Below are 17,922 nucleotides of genomic sequence, written 5' to 3' on the forward strand. Positions count from 1 at the left end.
TATTTTGGCGATTTGGGAGTGAGAAAATTTTAAAACCTAAAAAAAAACACCACATTTATTGTGGTGTTTTTTGTTCTTTATTTTCATTTAGAGATTCTGCGAATCTTTGTTCAATGTCTTTATTGGTTAAGTTGGATGTATCAGGTTTTAATCCGAGATGGCTTTGAAGGACATCCTGTATTTCGAGCAAGGACTCTTCTTGTAACTTCCAATAGTAAATTCCCGTCGACATATCGTCATAACCATCAAGTGTAATAGTTTCTACATCAGGTTTTCCGTTTTTTGCGTATTCGAACAATGAACTCATATTTTTGAAACTCATATCGGTTTTCATATTATCTCCAACTGCTTCAAAGACGTCCCCGTACTTCGTAATTGATCCGACTGATAGGGCACGGTTCATAATGGATTCCAATATCATCTGCTGGCGTTTTCCGCGCTCGATATCATTATCGTAATGACGGGTTCTGGCCAGTGCCAGAGTTTCGCTGCCGTTAAGAAATTGAATTCCTTCTTTTAACTCGACTGCACCTTGTGAATCGTTTTCATCCTGCTCGGTTATATCATAAGGCACTTCAACCTTTATTCCGCCAAGTGCGTCAATCGTATCAATAAAAGCATCAAAATTCATGCGAAGATAATAATCAACCGGTACATCCAACAACTCTTCAACACTTTCAATCGTTGAACTTGGGCCGTTATAGGCATAGGCGTGGGTTATTTTGTCTTCTTCCCCCCCGTCCGGGATGTACGTATACGTATCGCGGGGAATGCTGACCAGTTTAATGGATTTGTCTTCATTGTTTAAAGTTGCCAGAATGAGAGCATCCGAACGAATATTATTGTCGCTTTGATCGCGTTCTTCGCTGTCATCAACTCCGATGAATAAGATCGAGATGTTGTCGGTTAACGGCTCAACATCTTCGTTTGTGTTGCCAACTGGTTCATAAGCTGTATCGACTGCAGATTCAGCTTTCTTAACTAAATAAATCCCGTAGGCGGATACACAAATAAGCAGGGAAACAGCCAACGTGGCGATTACTTTTAAAATAGTCCTTTTTCTGCTTGATTTGGTTTTCCGATAAACTTTTCGGTTCATGTAAGTTGCTCCTCTATTGATTATGGGCCAACCGAGTATTTAATTCGGATCAATCCATTTTTTATCAGTGCATGGATCTTCTTTTCAGTAGACGGTTTTTATGAATGAATGTTTCATTTTTCTGTGCTTTTGATATTATACAGTGATTTTCGAAATGCGTAAATGAAAAGAATCAAGGCAACTTAAATTCAAGGAACTGATTGTCCACTATACTGATATGCGCCTGCCCATTTGTCAGTTCATTTATCCAATCGATAAACTCCTGTTCTTTTTCGACAGGAACATGGATATAGAGGTCTACACCTTCTGTATATTCAAGGTGATCCAACGGGAATGGCGATTGGCGGATTTCGTTTTCCAACTTGCCGAGCCATGTATAGTCAATCGATGTTTTTATCAGGTGATGAAGTTTTCTTTCTACGATGCCTGCCGCTGAAAGAGCTGCGGAGGCAGCTTTGCCATAAGCTCGTATCAATCCGCCGCTGCCTAGCTTAATGCCGCCGTAGTAGCGGGTAACTACAAGGACAGTATCTTTCAACCCCTGTTTCTTTAGTACTTCAAGCATAGGGAATCCGGCAGTGCCACTTGGTTCGCCGTCATCATTTGCTTTCTGAACAGAGTCGTGTTCTCCTATAAGATACGCAGAACAATTGTGGGTGGCGGTCCGGTGAAGGAGTTTAATCGAGTTGATAAATTCAATTGCCTGCTGTTCTGTTTCGGCACGGGCTGCATGTCCGATAAACCTGGATTTCTGGATAAGTATTTCTGCACTGGCAAAATCGCCTACAGTTGTGTAATTTTCTCGCAATTTGACTCCTCCTGTTGTAAAATAAAATCAGATAATTTGTAACGTATATTTAATATGGTCTTGCTTATATAGTGATATACTTAGTACAGCCGACAAGGTATAAAGAAGCAATAAATTTACCCGGTATACAGTCAGTATAGCTAAGGCGGTTTTAGGATGGCAAAGAAAATCGGTAACAAAGCACCTGATTCTATTTTTAATGAAATGCTAGCAGGAATGGAACAGGCAAAACAAGATATCTTCGTCATTAGTGAAGAAAGTCGCCAAAGTTATGAAGAAATGAAAGATGAACTGGAAGATGTGCGGTTGAATATTTCACGTGTGGTCGAGGCTGGGGATTTCTTGGAGGAGAAGACACGTGCTGCCCGCAGACGTCTGGCGGAGGTATCGCAATTTTTCAATTCTTTTTCTGAAAGTCAGGTTCGTCTGGTATATGAGCAGGCAAATGACCTTCAAGTGCAATTATCCCTTAACCGGAATGAAGAAAAAAAGTATCGGCAAAAGCGCGATAAGCTGCAGCGGCGTCTTCAGGTTTTGCTTCAAACGATTGAGCGGGCTGAAAGTTTGGTCAACCAAATCAATGTCGCCAGCAGCTATTTAACTTCAGATTTGAAAAACGTTGATGAAGCAATTGGCAAAGACAAGTCAAGTAAAGATTATAGCCTTCGCATCATTGAAGCACAAGAGGAGGAAAGAAAGCGTCTTTCCAGGGAAATTCACGATGGCCCTGCGCAAATGATGGCTAATGTCCTGCTTCGTTCAGATTTGATAGAAAGAACCTACCGCGAAAAAGGCCCAGAATTGGCATTCCAGGAAATAACTTCACTAAAGGAAATGGTCAGGCAGGCACTTACCGAGGTAAGGAAAGTAATTTACGATTTACGGCCAATGGCGCTCGATGACTTGGGACTGGTACCGACTTTAAAGAAATACATCGATACCATTGAAGAATATAATAAAGGCATTAAATTGAAGTTTCAATCAAATGGAAAAGAAGTACGGTTGCCCAATAAATATGAAACCGCTATTTTCCGTCTTGTTCAGGAAGGTATTTCAAACGCAATACGCCATGGCAAAGCGACTGAAATTACAGTTGAATTAGAGTGGTTAAAAGATCAAGTGAAAATTATCGTAACGGATAATGGAACTGGTTTTGATCAAGGGATTGTTAAAAACCAGTCATTCGGATTAGCGGGTATGAGGGAGAGAATTGACTTAGTCGAAGGCGACTTTTTCATCAATTCCTCGCCTGGAAACGGTACGATCCTAATGTTTCATATCCCATTTAAAAAGGGTATATAAGATAGGGTATTCGAGGAGGACGACGTGATGACAAAAATTATTATTATTGACGATCACCAATTATTCCGTGAAGGTGTAAAAAGAATTTTGGATTTTGAAAGTTCGTTTGAAGTTGTTGCTGAAGGCGGAGACGGCAACGAAGTCGTTAAATTATATGAAGAAAACCAACCAGACGTGGTATTGATGGATATCAACATGCCACAAAAAAATGGTGTAGAAGCTACAGGTGAATTGATCGAAAAGTTCCCTGATGCAAAAGTCATTATGCTGTCTATCCACGATGATGAATCATATGTAACACATGCATTAAAAACCGGCGCTCTAGGTTATATGCTCAAAGAAATGGACGCCGATGCAATTATCCAAGCTATCAAAGTTGTAGCAAAAGGCGGATCTTATTTACATCCTAAAGTTACACGCAATTTAGTAATGGAGTTCCGTCGGTTGAGTGAGCGTGAAAACAAAGGCTCTTTCCATCAAACGGAAATTCGCCGTCCCTATCATTTATTGACGAAACGTGAAAGTGAAGTTCTTCAATTATTGACTGATGGCCAGAGCAATCGTGTCATCGGAGAAACTTTATTCATATCTGAGAAAACAGTTAAAAACCATGTATCAAGCATCTTACAGAAAATGCAGGTGAATGACCGGACACAAGCAGTTGTGACCGCGATTAAAAACGGCTGGGTTGAAGTAAGATAATATTTGAAGACGGTGTTTCTGCAAAAAGCAGAAACACCGTCTTTTTTGTTTGAATAGAGCTCGGCAAATCGCTTTATGCCCGTCGAATCTACACGGGCGCTTCCGCTTTTCTTTGTCCAGACTCCAGCGCCCAAATTCTAGGGTCATAAGCCACTCTAGCTGCGCGGCTGAACACATGCCGCTTCGCCAGCGTGTCTTATGCCCGTCGAATCTACACGGGCGCTTCCGCTTTTCTTTGTCCAGACTCCAGCAGCCAGCTCCTCGAGTCGCTTCAGCCTTACCAGCAATGGCTGAAAACCGCCATTACCGGTAAGGCTTCCAGCGCTTGTCGGAGCTAAACAGCTGCTTCCGCTTTTCTTTATATCCGGTCGTAGCAGTATTGGTAGATGGCTGCTGTGGCTAGGCAATCGCCCAATGCATCATGGGCGTCGTGTTCCAGCTTTAAAAAGGCAGTCAAAGTGGTCAATTTGTGATTGGGTGTTTGAGTTATGGCTCTTCTCGCCAGTTTGACGGTGTCGATTACCGTATATTCCGGAATCGGTGTGATTTCTTCGAGTGCGTAAAGAAATCCCATATCAAAAGGTGCATTGTGTGCGATTATTGGGAGACCGCCGATAAATGCAACCAATTCATGGGCAACTTCTTCAATAACCGGGGCATTCTCCACATCCTTATTGGTGATGCCTGTGATGCGGGTAATCGTGCTTGAAATGGAACATTCGGGATTGACCATCAGGTACATAGTTTCCTTGCGTTCATGCTTGATGTATTTGACAGCACCAATTTGAATGATTTTATCGCTTCCCGCACGCAAGCCAGTAGTTTCAAAATCCAGAACTACGTAATCTTCCACTTTTTGCATGCTGGATTTGTATTTTCTGGGCCGGGTGGGTTGTTTTCGGCTCCATTGAGGGCGCGTTTCCCTCATTTTTTGTTCCAGTATTTGCCGTGCATCTCTTTTTTCCATGCGACCCCTCCTATAATTTGTACCTATTAGTGTACCGCAAAATGAGAAAAAGTTCCGTTTTGAGAGTTGACACAGTTTCTTCATTGTATTCACGATCTGCCTATGGCAAAATGAAGCGCAGGAGGAATGCATGATGAAAAAATTGATAATTGCTGCAGGCCTTATTCTGGCGCTTGCTGCTTGTTCGAATTCAGAAGAGCCTTCAGTCAATGGAAACACGGTCGAAGATGGCAATTCAGCAAATGAAAACAATGCAGTCGACCATGGCATTGATGAAGAACAGGAAGAGTCCGCGGGCTTTACAGTGGATGATGAAGGAAACGTCATTGAAGCAGATGTACCTGAGGGAAAAGCGAGTGAGCTTTTGTCAGCATATGATGAATATATAGCTGCTTTCAACTCTGAAGACATCGATCGCTACATGAAAACCATTGCACAGGAACCGGACGGTTTTGATCGCGAAGAAGATCAAGCTGCACTGAGCGAAGCTTTTGAAGCGTACGATACCCAATATGAAACAACTGATGAAACCATCGTCAAATACGAAGAGGAACGTGCAGAAGTTTTTGCTACTCTTTCGGTAAATATGAAAGATGCGAATTCGGATGATGCTGTAGAACAGGAAGGCCGCCAAGTGGTAGTATTTAAAAAAGAAGACGATGAGTGGAAAGTTACCAGCGTTCATTTTATCGGCAATTAATGAGTAATTTCCCGCGAATTGCGGGTTTTTTTATTTTTGTCTTTTTAACTTATGTCTTTTTCGTGTCTTTTATTGGTAAACTAGAAAAGGAGGCTGATTAACTCATGAAAACGGTAATTGTAACTGACAGTACAGCTTATTTACCAGATGAAACACGAAAAGCATTGAACATTCATATGGTTTCCTTGCAGGTGACATTTGGCGGCCATTCCTATAAAGAAGGGGAATTGACCGAAGAAGCATTTTATCAAAAAGCCAAAGAGGAATTTCCGAAAACATCTCAGCCGCCTTTAGGAGAATTCGTCAATTTGTATACCGAGCTTTCTGCACACTACGATGAAATTGTTTCCATTCATTTGTCGAGCGGCATTAGTGGTACTTACGCGGGTTCGCAACAGGCTGCTGCAATGGTGGACGGAGTCGCAGTCCACTCTTTCGACTCGGAACTCACTTGTGCACTCCAGGGCTTTTATGTGGTGAAAGCTGCAGAACTGGCGAGAGATGGAGCCGATGCACAGAGGATTTTGAATGAATTAAGCGAAATGAAAAAAACCTTGCGTGCTTATTTCATGGTAGAAGACCTGAAGCATTTGCAGCGGGGCGGCAGATTGTCCAGTGCTCAAGCCCTAGTTGGCGGAATGCTGCAAATTAAACCGATTTTGCATTTTAAGGAAAAAGTTATTGTGCCATTTGAGAAGGTGCGGACGCGCAAAAAAGCGATGAACCGGATTGTTGATTTGCTGAAAGAAGATAGTAAGGATGGCCAAAAACTGCAGGGAACGATCATTCATGCAAATCGGCCGGATGAAGCAAGACAATGGCGTGCAGAGCTGGAAATTGCATGTCCGGATGTAGACTTTGAAATTTCCTATTTCGGACCGGTTATTGGAACACATTTAGGCGAAGGAGCAATGGGTCTTGGTTGGGTAGCAAAATAACCTGCTGAGGCTTTTTCTCTAGCTAAAGGGGGCTGCGAATGAAGCAAATAGAAGAATTTTTAACAGGCAGGGTGTGGCTTAGAAATTTCACCCCATTTACAAAAGAGCAGATAGATAAAGCTATCTCTGACGGTTCGGTCAGTATCAGTCCAGGTATTATTGACGGACGCCAATGTGCCAGGTGCCTGGAAAAATCCACGAAAAAAATTGTTCCTTTTTTCTGTGCCGCTTGTAATGCGATCTGTTATTACTGCCGGCATTGCATAAAGATGGGGCGCATCAGTTCCTGCACGGAATTGATCACTTGGGCGCTCCCTTCAACGATTTCTCCTCAAAGCCATTCATTCCATTGGAATGGCAGCCTCACCCCACTGCAGCAAAGAGCTTCACAGGAAGTTCAAGCAAGCCTCTCTCAAAAAAACGATCACCTTGTTTATGCAGTATGCGGAGCAGGAAAGACCGAGTTGCTGTTTCCGCCTATCTTCGATGCGTTGAAAAAAGGCCAGCGCGTCTGTCTTGCAGCACCTAGAACAGATGTGGTTTTGGAACTCACTCCACGATTGCGCAATGTCTTTCCAACTACGACTATCCATAGCCTGTATGGGAATTCTCCCGAAGAATCCGGCTTTGCATCGCTGGTCATTGCGACCACACACCAGTTGTATCGATTTAAAGATGCTTTTGATGTCATGATTGTCGACGAAGCGGATGCATTTCCTTATTCTTACGATCCGGCTTTGAAGCGTGCAGTCATAAAAGCCAAGAAAAAAAGAGCGCCGATTGTCTATGTATCAGCAACCCCTTCCGCCGAGTTGCTAAAACAAGTGTCTCATACCTCCCACATATTCCAGCGTTTTCACGGATATCCTTTGCCGGTCCCGGAATTCCGGTCTTTATGGAGATATGATAAGGACTTTGCAAAAGGGAAGATTCCTCCAAAATTAGCTGCCTGGGTAGATGAAAAAATACAGAAAAACGAACCTTTTTTGGTGTTTTTCCCGACGATTGAACTGATCGAGCAAGCAATTGTCTTATTCCAGAAAAAGCATCCAGGCATCCAAGCAGTTCATTCTAAAGATGAAGAAAGAAAAGAGAAGGTTATGAAGCTGCGCGAAAGAAAAATTCCAGGCGTTTTGACCTCAACCATTTTGGAACGCGGAATTACCATACCGAATGTGCAAGTGGCAGTTGTGGGAGCCGACCAGCCAATTTTTGATGCAGCAGCATTGATTCAAATTGCGGGCCGTGCTGGCAGATCCATAGATTATCCGGATGGCAATGTTATATTTTTTCATAATGGCATAGTGCGGCAGATGGACAAGGCAAAAAAACTCATTGTTTCCTATAATAGAGGAGGTGCATTGTGAACTGTTATTTATGTGGTCGCGACATGCCCGTGCATGTCAGCTGGCGAAGCATATTTTTTAATGAGCTGGAAAGCGTCATCTGCAATCGCTGCCGCAGCAGTTTTGAACTGATAGCAGGAGGCTGCCCAATCTGCAGTGCACCAGGAGAAGGGTTATGCCAAAATTGCTGCAAATGGGAAACCACTGAATATGCAGGATTGATCGATTCAGGCAAATGCTTGTATCGCTACAATCCACCCATGAAAGAATTTCTGCATCAATACAAATTTCTCAAAGATGCAGTGTTGTCGGAAGTTTTTGCGGAGATGCTGAAAGAAGTATTGGACGGGCAAAAATCAATCGTAGTTCCGATTCCGATGAATGAAAACAAATTGAAAGAGCGTACGTTTTCCCAAGTTGACCGCCTGCTCGATACGGCTTCAGTGCCCTACCTCCACCTGCTCGGTAAAAATGAAGTAGGTTTGGGTGGGAAATCTAAGTCAGCAAGAATGGCATTAGAGGACGTCTTTTGGTGGAATGGCAAACCTGCACCAGAAAAAGTATTGTTGTTTGATGATCTTTACACGACGGGGAGTACGATGCGCTTAGCGGCTAAAGTTCTAAAGGAAAATGGTGTTAAGGAAATAAAGGTGTTGGCGCTTATCCGGGCGTAAGCAGCAGTTTGTGATCGAAGAAAAAGAGGAGGGATATCATGTTTTACAGAAGATCAGAAAGTTTTCGCTATACATTCGGTACACCGCCGGAAATATTTCTGCAATTGAGGGATCCGCTTAAAGATCAAGTATTGCCTGTTAAAATTTATTGCTTACTGCTTGATATTTCCCCTAAAGGGGCAAAGCTTTTTTCCGAGAGAGAATTGAAGTTAGGCGAAGAATCCGTAAGTTTAGAATTTGTCCTGAATCATGAAAGGATAACTGCGAATGCAGAAATTGCCTGGATGCATCAATACGAGGAAGGCTGGATGTACGGCGCCGACTTTGAGCACAATTCGATTAAAGAAATGCTTATCTTAAATGAAATTAGAGAGCTGAAAGAAATAGAAATGAATTGAAAAAACCGGCGCAAGCCGGTTTTTATGTTTTAAGACTGTTGAATTTATTTTTTTATCGAATCTCCACGGGCGCTTGCGCTTTTCATTGTCCAGACTCCGGCAGCCAGCCTCTTGAGTCGCTTCAGCCTTACCAACAATGGCAAAGAACGCCATTATCGGTAAGGCCTCCAGCGCTTGTCGAGGCTACATGGCTGCCTTCGCTTTTCTTTGCTTCAGTGCTCGTAAATCATTTTTCTTGTCATGCCGCCGTCGATGTTCAGGCATTCTCCTGTGATAAATGAGTTTTGTGGGTTGCTTAAGAACAGGCAGGCGCGGGCGATATCGGCAGGTTCACCGACGCGGCCGCTCCAATGCTGCTGGTGATCGACATCGCGCAGTTCCGATGTGTCTCCTGTATGGATCCAGCCTGGCGCAATCGAGTTTACGCGTATTCCTTTTTCGCTGAAGGTAGCTGCAAGTGAATGGGTTAATGCAAAAATGCCGCCTTTGGATGCCGAATAAGTTTCGGTGTTCGGTTCTGACATAAATGCCCGTGTCGAGGTCATATTAATGATGGATCGAATGTCCTCCGTCATGTAGCGGGCTGCTTCCCGGCTGCAAATAAAGACACTCTTCAAATTAGTATCCAGCACGTGATCCCATTCCTGTTCATCCACTTCCCAGATAGACTTGAAAGTTGAGATGCCGGCATTGTTGACAAGTGCATGGATAGCTCCGTAGTCTTCATTGATTTTTTTGAATACTGCCATAACATCATTAAAGTTGCCGACGTCGCATTTTCGGTATTCCACGCCTTCCAGTTCAACCGGTTGGACATCCAATCCGATGACGCGTGCATTTTCTGCAGCAAAGTGCGCTGCGATACTGTGGCCGATGCCTTGGGACGCACCGGTAATTACGATGGTTTTATTTGTAAACATGAAATTCATCTCCTTGTCATAATGTTTACCTGTAATCAATGTTCTTAAAACTTTTTTGGTTTTAAGAAGGAAAGACAAGGGAACATGTAGAATTGTACAGATAGCACAATAGAAGGAGGAGTTAACATGTTGCAATTTAACATCAGAGGCGAAAATATTGAGGTAACTCCCGCAATACGTGAGCACATTGAAAAGAAAGTAGAAAAGATTGAACGATATTTCACAGACGGTGCAAATGCTACCGCAATGGTCAACCTGAAATCTTATAATCACAACCAAACAAAAGTGGAAGTTACCATACCGATGAAAAACCTGACATTACGTGCTGAAGAACGGCATGATGATATGTACGCAGCAATCGATTTGATCGTCAGCAAGCTGGAGCGTCAAATCCGCAAGTACAAAACAAAAGTAAACCGCAAATTCCGCGAGCGCGACGGTATGGGTGTTGCATTTGCGACAGCTGAAAATGAGACGCGCGTCCAAAATGAACCTGAAGATGAAGAGGATTTCACAATCGTACGTACCAAGCAGTTTGATTTGAAACCGATGGATGAAGAAGAAGCGGTTTTACAGATGAACATGCTTGGACATAATTTCTTTGTCTTTACCGATGCTGAATCCAACGAAACAAATATCGTCTACAAGCGAAAAGATGGAAGCTACGGCCTGATCGAAACTTCTGCACAATAATGAATACAGTGGATCTGCTGTCTGGCGATCCCTGCAGCAAAAGCCTCTCAATTTAGAGAGGCTTTTGCTTTGGCTTTATTTATTTGAAATTCGGCCCATATCCCAGTTCTCGATGGTTTACAGAGGGCTTGCCTAAAGCGCATGCAAGTCTGGCGTCATCATTATTTGCACGCATTTCTGCGCAGTGTTAAAATGAATAGTGAGATTTTTTTTGAACTGACTGATGATGATTTGGGCAAGTACGCTCTTTAAGCGCCAGCGCTTAACAGGGCACTATAAAAGCTAAAGCGATCATCCGGCATGTGAAATGCCGGCGGACACTTACGCAGGGAGCGGTATAATTATGCTAGGAGTATTGAATAAAGTATTTGATCCGAATAAACGGGATTTAAAACGATTGGAAAAAGTGGCTGATCGTGTAGAAGCATTAGCTTCAGATTTTGCAGCTTTGACTGATGAAGCACTACAAGCGAAGACAGAAGAATTTGTAGCGCGCCACGCTAAAGGAGAAGCATTGAATGACTTGCTGCCGGAGGCTTTCGCGACAATCCGTGAAGCATCCAAACGCGTGCTTGGGCTTTATCCATTCCGCGTACAGATTATGGGTGCTGTTTCCCTTCATGAAGGGAATATTTCAGAAATGAAGACAGGTGAGGGTAAAACTTTAACCTCCACACTATCCGTTTACTTGAATGCCATCAGCAAAAAAGGTGTTCACGTCGTTACAGTCAATGAATATTTGGCCAGCCGTGATGCTTTGGAAATGGGCCAGTTGTATGAATGGCTTGGATTGTCTGTTGGATTGAATTTGAACAGTTTGACGAAAGACGAAAAACGGGCTGCTTATCAGGCTGACGTTACGTATAGCACGAACAACGAGCTGGGCTTTGATTATTTGCGTGACAATATGGTGCTGTATAAAGAAGACATGGTTCAGCGTCCATTAAATTATGCAGTAATTGATGAAGTCGATTCCATCTTAATCGATGAAGCGCGGACACCGTTGATTATTTCAGGACAGGCTGCCAAAGCTGCTCAGTTGTATCAGCAGTCCAATGCATTTGCGCGTCTATTGACGAAAGATACGGATTACACCTACGATGAAACGACTAAGGGAGTCGTTTTGACTGAGGACGGCATTGAAAAAGTTGAAAAAGCGTTTGGCATCGATAATCTTTTTGATATTAGCCATGTTCGCCTGAACCACACCATCAACCAATCATTAAAGGCTTATGTAACGATGCACAAAGATGTCGACTACGTTGTCCAGGAAGAGGAAGTTGTCATTGTCGATCAGTTTACAGGACGATTGATGAAAGGCCGCCGCTATTCTGACGGCTTGCATCAGGCTATTGAAGCCAAAGAAGGCCTGGAAATCCAAAATGAATCGATGACGATGGCAACAATTACTTTCCAGAACTATTTCCGTATGTACGATAAACTCTCGGGAATGACAGGTACAGCTAAGACGGAAGAAGAAGAATTCCGCAATATCTACAATATGTACGTCATTGTTATCCCAACGAACAAACCAATTATCCGTGAAGACCATGTTGATTTGATTTATTCTACTACAGCTGGCAAATACAAGGCTGTGGGCGACGATATTGCAGAACGCAATGCCAAGGGCCAGCCGGTGCTTGTCGGAACCGTAGCGATTGAAACGTCGGAAATCATTTCGGAGTATTTGACGAAAAAAGGCATTAAACATTCCGTTCTGAACGCGAAAAACCACGCACACGAAGCGGAAATCATCTTGAATGCCGGCCAAAAAGGCGCTGTAACAATCGCGACCAACATGGCAGGCCGTGGTACAGATATCAAGCTCGGTGAAGGTGTGATCGAGGCAGGCGGACTTGCTGTTCTTGGCACAGAGCGCCACGAATCACGACGGATTGATAATCAGCTGCGCGGACGTTCTGGACGCCAGGGAGATCCCGGTGTCACTCAATTCTATCTGTCCCTTGAAGATGATTTGATGCGCCGTTTCGGATCCGATGCTATGCGCAGCATGATGGGCAAATTGGGGATGGACGATTCTCAGCCGCTGCAGTCAAAAATGGTGACGCGTTCTGTAGAATCCGCGCAAAAACGAGTGGAAGGCAATAACTTTGATGCACGGAAACGCCTGCTTCAATATGATGACGTTCTACGTCAGCAGCGCGAAATCATATACAAAGAGCGAATGGAAGTTCTGGAAACAGATAATATGCGTGCATTAGTTGAAAATATGATCAACAGCTCGATCGAACGCATGGTATATGCACATACTACTGAGGAAAAACAGGAAGACTGGCATTTGAAAACTCTTTCTGAATTGATTGCGGGTAATCTGCTTCCAGAAGATACGGTGACTGAGTCGGATCTTCAAGGGAAATCCCAGGAAGAGCTTATCGCGTTCCTTAAAGAAACGGTCACTAAGCGTTATGATGAAAAAGAAATAGAAATGACGCCTGAACGGATGCGTGAATTTGAGAAAGTAGTTCTGCTTCGTTCAATCGATACAAAATGGATTGACCATATTGATGCAATGGATCAGCTTCGCCAAGGAATTCACTTGCGTGCATATGGACAGAATGATCCACTTCGTGAGTATCAAAGTGAAGGATTTGCGATGTTTGAAGCAATGGTGGAAGCTATTGAAGAAGACGTAGCGAAGTATTCGATGAAGGCTGAAATCCGCAACAACCTTGAGCGCGAGGAAGTGGCAAAAGGCCAGGCGGTCAATCCGAAAGAAGACGGACCGGCTCCAAAAAAGAAAAAAGCTCCTGTCCGTAAAGAAATGGAAGTCGGGCGCAATGACCTTTGCCCGTGCGGCAGCGGCAAGAAATATAAGAATTGTCACGGTACAGCTTCATAAGAATGTTTTAAAATACCGAAGAGCTCTTGCTCTTCGGTGTTATTTTGAGGAGGAACATATGATGGAATTAGCAGACATCCGCAACGAGCTCGACAAATCAGCCAGTAAACTGGCGGACTTTAGGGGGTCTCTTTGACTTAGAAAACAAAGAATCCCGCATACAGGAATTAGACGAAATGATGCTGGACCCTGATTTTTGGAACAACCAGGAATCGGCGCAAACGGTTATTTCGGAATTGAATGGCTTAAAGGAAATCGTTAATACTTATTACGATTTTATGGAAACGCAGGAAAATATGGAAATGTCTTTGGAGTTATTAAGAGAAGAAGACGACGATGATCTGCATGAAGATGTCGACAAAGATATGAAGCAATTTATTTCGAAACTTGCGGATTATGAATTGACGATGCTGCTCAGCGAACCATACGATAAAAACAACGCCATTTTGGAATTGCATCCGGGTGCAGGCGGAACGGAATCCCAAGATTGGTGTTCGATGCTGCTGCGCATGTATACGCGATGGGCAGAAAAACGCGGCTTTAAAGTAGAGACTCTTGATTATCTGGCAGGCGACGAAGCCGGTGTCAAATCTGTTACGCTTGGGATTCGTGGCCACAATGCATATGGTTACTTGAAAGCGGAAAAGGGCGTTCATCGATTGGTCCGGATTTCTCCGTTCGATTCATCTGGGCGCCGCCACACTTCGTTTGTTTCCTGTGAAGTGATGCCGGAATTTACGGGTGAAATTGAAATCGACATCCGTACGGAAGATTTGAAAATCGATACTTACCGGGCAAGCGGGGCGGGTGGCCAGCACATCAACACCACAGATTCTGCTGTCCGCATCACTCACCTTCCAACAGGAGCTGTCGTCACATGCCAGCAGGAACGGTCACAAATCAAGAACCGCGAAAAAGCGATGCAGATGCTGAAAGCAAAGCTGTATGCATTGAAAATAGAAGAAGAAGAAGCACGACTTCTTGAAATTCGTGGAGAACAAAAGGAAATTGGATGGGGAAGCCAAATCCGTTCCTACGTATTCCATCCATATTCGATGGTCAAAGATCACCGCACAAATTACGAAACCGGCAATTTAGGCGCTGTCATGGACGGCGATATCGATGGATTCATCAATTCCTTGCTGCGGTCGAAAATGGATTAATAATAAAGTATAGGAAGCCTGAAAGCAAATTTGCTTTCAGGCTTTTTTAGATTCTTCCATTCTGTGAAACTTTGCTTTATCCGGATGAAGTTCACAAAGCCTTGGGCGTTTGGTATACTCTGACAGGGTTTAACCGAACATTAGAGAAGAGGAAGAAAAACAAATGACAAAAAAAAATCGGCGTCTCCGCAAAGATCCGCATCCTTTGCTGACTTTGTTTGTAGATTATGCCAGCGTAATCGTTGGATCAGCTATAGTAGCTATTTCCTTTAATGTATTTTTATTGCCAAACGAAGTGGCATCGGGTGGTGTCAGCGGGATCAGTACGATACTGAAGGGATTGTTTGAATGGAAGCCGGCATTTGTCCAATGGGCTTTCAACATCCCTTTATTTATTGCAGGATTGATTTTATTAGGAAAAAACTTTGGCATTAAAACGGCAGTCGGCACAGTATTTCTGCCTCTTGTGGTGTTTTTGACCGAATCATGGGAGCCTTGGACGCGAGATCCGCTGCTCGGCGCGTTATTCGGAGGGATTATGGTGGGTCTTGGGCTTGGCATCGTTTTTCGGGGCAAGGCATCTACCGGCGGAACCGATCTTGCCGCACAGATTATTACAAAATATACTGGATGGACGCTTGGCACCAGCGTTGCGATGATTGACGGCTTTATTGTTTTAGCTGCCGCATTGGTATTTGATATTGAAAAAGGGCTCTACGCATTAATCGGCCTGTATGTGACGACCAAAACCATCGATCTTGTCCAGGTTGGGTTTGGCCAATCAAAACTGGTCTATATTATCACTACAAAACAAATGGAAATTCGCGATGCTATTTACGAAGAAGTGGACCGGGGCGTAACTGAGCTGGCGGCGACAGGTGGCTATTCAGGAACTGAAAAGCCATTATTAATGGTAGTCATTCCTCAAACTGAGTTTACAAGACTGAAACAATTAGTTAAGTTTATCGATCCAGCGGCTTTTGTAATCGTGTCAGATGCCTCTGAAGTTTTGGGCGAAGGTTTTAAAAGGCCTTAACTTTGGTATACTCTAATAGGAAGAAACAATCGATTTGAGGAGGTCACCAGATGAAAAAGCAATTGATGGCGATGCTATTCGGTGCAACGCTTATACTGGGCGCATGCGGCGGTGGAGAAACAACAGAACCTGAAGAAGCCCCTGCTGAAAACGGTGGAGAAGAAACTGCTGAAGTTGATGCTGAGCAAGTTGTTCAACAAAATTGTATTTCCTGCCACGGTGAAAACCTGGAAGGGGCAGGGAATTTTCCAGCTTTAGATGATGTAGGATCCCGCTTGTCACAAGAAGAAATTCTTTCGGTCATCGAAAATGGTCAAGGTGCAATGCCGCCGAACATTATTGAAGGCGATGAAGCGACAGCCGTAGCTGAGTATTTAGCGAATATGAAATAAACCTGTTAATTAGCAGGTTTATTTTTTTTGCTGGATAAAGGATAAAATGATACTTTTCTATTGTCAGAAAGTTATAATATGGAAGTTGGATAATAGATTTATATCTGTAAAAATAAAATTTCTTATAGTTCAGATTATTCAGATTGAATTCCAAATGATACAGAAATGTAATAAAAATATATGTTTAAGGTGTTATAATAAGCTTGCTGCAAAATTCTATGGAAATAATTTGGCGAGAGCCAATCAATAATAGGTGGGTATTAAAATGATCCAAATGAAGAATGTTTACAAAAAATATCCGAATGGCATTGTTGCTTTGAACGGTCTCAACGTTGAAATCGAACAAGGTGAATTTGTTTATATCGTCGGTCCAAGTGGTGCAGGGAAATCGACATTCATTAAAATGATGTATCGCGAAGAACGGCCATCTTCTGGCCAAATGTTCGTCGACGATATTGACATAGCAACATTGAAGAACAGAAAAGTACCTATGCTTCGCCGTCAGATCGGTGTGGTGTTTCAGGATTTTAAATTGCTGACGAAGCTAAGTGTTTATGAAAATGTGGCATTTGCACTTGAAGTCATCGAAGAAAAACCTGCAGACATTAAAAAGCGCGTCATGGAAGTATTGGATTTAGTCGGATTAAAACATAAAGCCAAAATGTTCCCAACAGAATTGTCTGGTGGAGAACAGCAACGTGTATCCATCGCACGGTCTATCGTCAATATGCCAAAAGTGATGATAGCAGATGAGCCGACAGGAAATCTCGATCCCGATACTGCCTGGGACATTATGAACCTGTTCGAACGCATCAATAAAGCGGGCACTACGATTATTATGGCGACTCACAATCAACAAATCGTTAATACGCGGAGACATCGCGTAATTGCAATAGAAGGCGGATTGATTGTCCGTGATGTAGCTGGAGGTGACTACGGCTATGAAGGCTAGAACTTTAGTGCGCCATTTTAAAGAAAGCTTTAAAAGCATCGGGCGCAATAGCTGGATGACATTTGCTTCTGTAAGTGCGGTAACGGTAACGCTGCTGCTGGTCGGGGTATCTGTTCTCATTATGATGAACTTAAACAAAGTGGCTGATGATCTCGAAAACGATGTGGAAATAAAGGTATTCGTCTCCTTGGATGCCGAAGAAGAAACTGTTCAGAATCTGGAATCTCAGATAAGTGAGCTGCCCGGAGTCGAATCGACCAACTTTTCAACTAAAGAAGAAGAATTGACTGACCTGGTCCTAGATTTCGGTGATGAGTTGAGCTTATTCGAACAAAACAATCCATTGTTCGATGTTTTTTATGTAAAAGCAGTTGACCCGCAGCAAACCGAACAAGTAGCCACAGATATTGCAGCTTTAGAAAATATTGAAAATGTGGAATACGGCAAAGATAAAATAGAAAAGCTCTTTAATTTCTTGAACGGCGGAAGATATGTTGGATTGATTTTAATCCTGGCCCTGTTGTTTACGGCAATGTTCCTGATTTCCAATACAATTCGCATCACAATCGTCGCAAGACGCCGTGAAATCGAAATTATGAAATTAGTCGGAGCGACCAATTGGTTCGTCCGTATTCCGTTTATTTTGGAAGGCATGTGGCTGGGAATCCTGGGATCACTCGTTCCGATTGGCTTGGTGGCACTGCTCTACAAAGAAATTACCGACTTTGCACAACCCCGTTTAACCGGTGAGCTGTTTCAGCTGCTTGAATTTACGCCATTTATCTATCAGGTAAGTGCTTTGATCTTGATGATGGGTGTATTTATCGGCATTTGGGGAAGCTTTATGTCGATCCGGAAGTTTTTGCGGGTATAAGATGGATTTATTTCCAGTTTACAGGTACTATTGAGAGACCTTATGCCACTGGATAAAATAGAGAAAACATAGACAGATAGAAAAGAGCGTAAACTGAA

General features: G+C 43.2%; 18 protein-coding genes. 14 read left to right on the top strand and 4 right to left on the bottom strand.

Annotated features, from left to right (window positions below; translation table 11 throughout):
• Nucleotides 1–55: 55 nt before the first annotated feature.
• Nucleotides 56–1,099: an LCP family protein gene (locus GJB59_RS15980; protein WP_142826072.1), complete on the bottom strand. Its 1,044-nt coding sequence runs from the start codon at nucleotides 1,097–1,099 to the stop codon at nucleotides 56–58.
• Nucleotides 1,100–1,271: 172 nt separating this feature from the next.
• Nucleotides 1,272–1,907: a YigZ family protein gene (locus tag GJB59_RS15985; protein WP_142826073.1), complete on the bottom strand. Its 636-nt coding sequence runs from the start codon at nucleotides 1,905–1,907 to the stop codon at nucleotides 1,272–1,274.
• 156 nt (nucleotides 1,908–2,063) lie between these two features.
• On the opposite strand from GJB59_RS15985, the gene GJB59_RS15990 reads away from it, so the two are divergent.
• Nucleotides 2,064–3,209: a sensor histidine kinase gene (locus GJB59_RS15990; RefSeq protein ID WP_142826074.1), complete on the top strand. Its 1,146-nt coding sequence runs from the start codon at nucleotides 2,064–2,066 to the stop codon at nucleotides 3,207–3,209.
• Nucleotides 3,210–3,236: 27 nt separating this feature from the next.
• Nucleotides 3,237–3,911: a response regulator gene (locus tag GJB59_RS15995; protein ID WP_142826075.1), complete on the top strand. Its 675-nt coding sequence runs from the start codon at nucleotides 3,237–3,239 to the stop codon at nucleotides 3,909–3,911.
• A gap of 358 nt (nucleotides 3,912–4,269) precedes the next feature.
• Here the strand turns inward: GJB59_RS15995 and GJB59_RS16000 are convergent, their stop codons facing one another.
• Entirely contained in the window at nucleotides 4,270–4,878 is a 609-nt protein-coding gene (locus GJB59_RS16000) for a 3'-5' exonuclease (RefSeq protein ID WP_142826076.1), read from the bottom strand.
• 133 nt (nucleotides 4,879–5,011) lie between these two features.
• On the opposite strand from GJB59_RS16000, the gene GJB59_RS16005 reads away from it, so the two are divergent.
• The 5 genes from GJB59_RS16005 (at nucleotide 5,012) to GJB59_RS16025 (ending at nucleotide 8,934) form a co-directional block, all read left to right on the top strand.
• Complete coding sequence (locus tag GJB59_RS16005) at nucleotides 5,012–5,578, top strand: nuclear transport factor 2 family protein (RefSeq protein WP_142826077.1); 567 nt, start codon at nucleotides 5,012–5,014, stop codon at nucleotides 5,576–5,578.
• Between the two features lie 104 nt (nucleotides 5,579–5,682).
• Complete coding sequence (locus GJB59_RS16010) at nucleotides 5,683–6,516, top strand: DegV family protein (protein ID WP_142826078.1); 834 nt, start codon at nucleotides 5,683–5,685, stop codon at nucleotides 6,514–6,516.
• A 38-nt stretch (nucleotides 6,517–6,554) separates the two neighbouring features.
• Entirely contained in the window at nucleotides 6,555–7,883 is a 1,329-nt protein-coding gene (locus tag GJB59_RS16015; protein WP_142826079.1) for an ATP-dependent helicase ComFA, read from the top strand.
• Nucleotides 7,880–8,536, top strand: a complete 657-nt coding sequence (locus tag GJB59_RS19315; RefSeq protein ID WP_244946822.1) for a ComF family protein — start codon at nucleotides 7,880–7,882, stop codon at nucleotides 8,534–8,536. The genes GJB59_RS16015 and GJB59_RS19315 overlap by 4 nt, the downstream gene beginning before the upstream one ends.
• 38 nt (nucleotides 8,537–8,574) lie before the next feature.
• Entirely contained in the window at nucleotides 8,575–8,934 is a 360-nt protein-coding gene (locus GJB59_RS16025) for a PilZ domain-containing protein (RefSeq protein WP_142826080.1), read from the top strand.
• A 212-nt stretch (nucleotides 8,935–9,146) separates the two neighbouring features.
• On the opposite strand, the gene GJB59_RS16030 is transcribed toward GJB59_RS16025, so the two are convergent.
• Nucleotides 9,147–9,854 (bottom strand): SDR family NAD(P)-dependent oxidoreductase, encoded by a 708-nt coding sequence (locus GJB59_RS16030; protein WP_142826081.1) that lies wholly within the window; start codon nucleotides 9,852–9,854, stop codon nucleotides 9,147–9,149.
• Nucleotides 9,855–9,980: 126 nt separating this feature from the next.
• Here GJB59_RS16030 and hpf point away from each other — a divergent pair, with 126 nt between their 5' ends.
• From hpf to ftsX, 7 genes are all read left to right on the top strand, one after another.
• A complete protein-coding gene (gene hpf / locus GJB59_RS16035; RefSeq protein ID WP_142826082.1) occupies nucleotides 9,981–10,547 on the top strand; it encodes a ribosome hibernation-promoting factor, HPF/YfiA family in 567 nt (188 codons plus the stop codon).
• Between the two features lie 343 nt (nucleotides 10,548–10,890).
• A complete protein-coding gene (gene secA, locus GJB59_RS16040; RefSeq protein ID WP_142826083.1) occupies nucleotides 10,891–13,407 on the top strand; it encodes a preprotein translocase subunit SecA in 2,517 nt (838 codons plus the stop codon).
• A gap of 61 nt (nucleotides 13,408–13,468) precedes the next feature.
• Nucleotides 13,469–14,570, top strand: a protein-coding gene (gene prfB, locus GJB59_RS16045; RefSeq protein WP_142826084.1) for a peptide chain release factor 2 whose coding sequence is annotated in 2 segments (ribosomal slippage) — nucleotides 13,469–13,540 and nucleotides 13,542–14,570 — 1,101 coding nt in all. Because the reading frame shifts where the segments join, the coding sequence is not laid out codon by codon here.
• Between the two features lie 163 nt (nucleotides 14,571–14,733).
• Nucleotides 14,734–15,606: a YitT family protein gene (locus tag GJB59_RS16050; protein ID WP_142826085.1), complete on the top strand. Its 873-nt coding sequence runs from the start codon at nucleotides 14,734–14,736 to the stop codon at nucleotides 15,604–15,606.
• A gap of 50 nt (nucleotides 15,607–15,656) precedes the next feature.
• Nucleotides 15,657–15,998, top strand: coding sequence for a cytochrome c551 (gene cccB / locus GJB59_RS16055; protein WP_142826086.1), 342 nt, complete (start codon nucleotides 15,657–15,659; stop codon nucleotides 15,996–15,998).
• A gap of 265 nt (nucleotides 15,999–16,263) precedes the next feature.
• On the top strand, nucleotides 16,264–16,950 hold the full coding sequence (gene ftsE / locus GJB59_RS16060; protein ID WP_142826087.1) for a cell division ATP-binding protein FtsE: 687 nt from the start codon (nucleotides 16,264–16,266) through the stop codon (nucleotides 16,948–16,950).
• On the top strand, nucleotides 16,940–17,824 hold the full coding sequence (gene ftsX, locus GJB59_RS16065) for a permease-like cell division protein FtsX (RefSeq protein WP_142826088.1): 885 nt from the start codon (nucleotides 16,940–16,942) through the stop codon (nucleotides 17,822–17,824). Before ftsE ends, ftsX begins: the two co-directional genes overlap by 11 nt.
• Nucleotides 17,825–17,922 lie beyond the last annotated feature (98 nt).

Source organism: Planococcus soli, from assembly GCF_016881065.1.
Lineage (GTDB): Bacteria > Bacillota > Bacilli > Bacillales_A > Planococcaceae > Planococcus > Planococcus soli.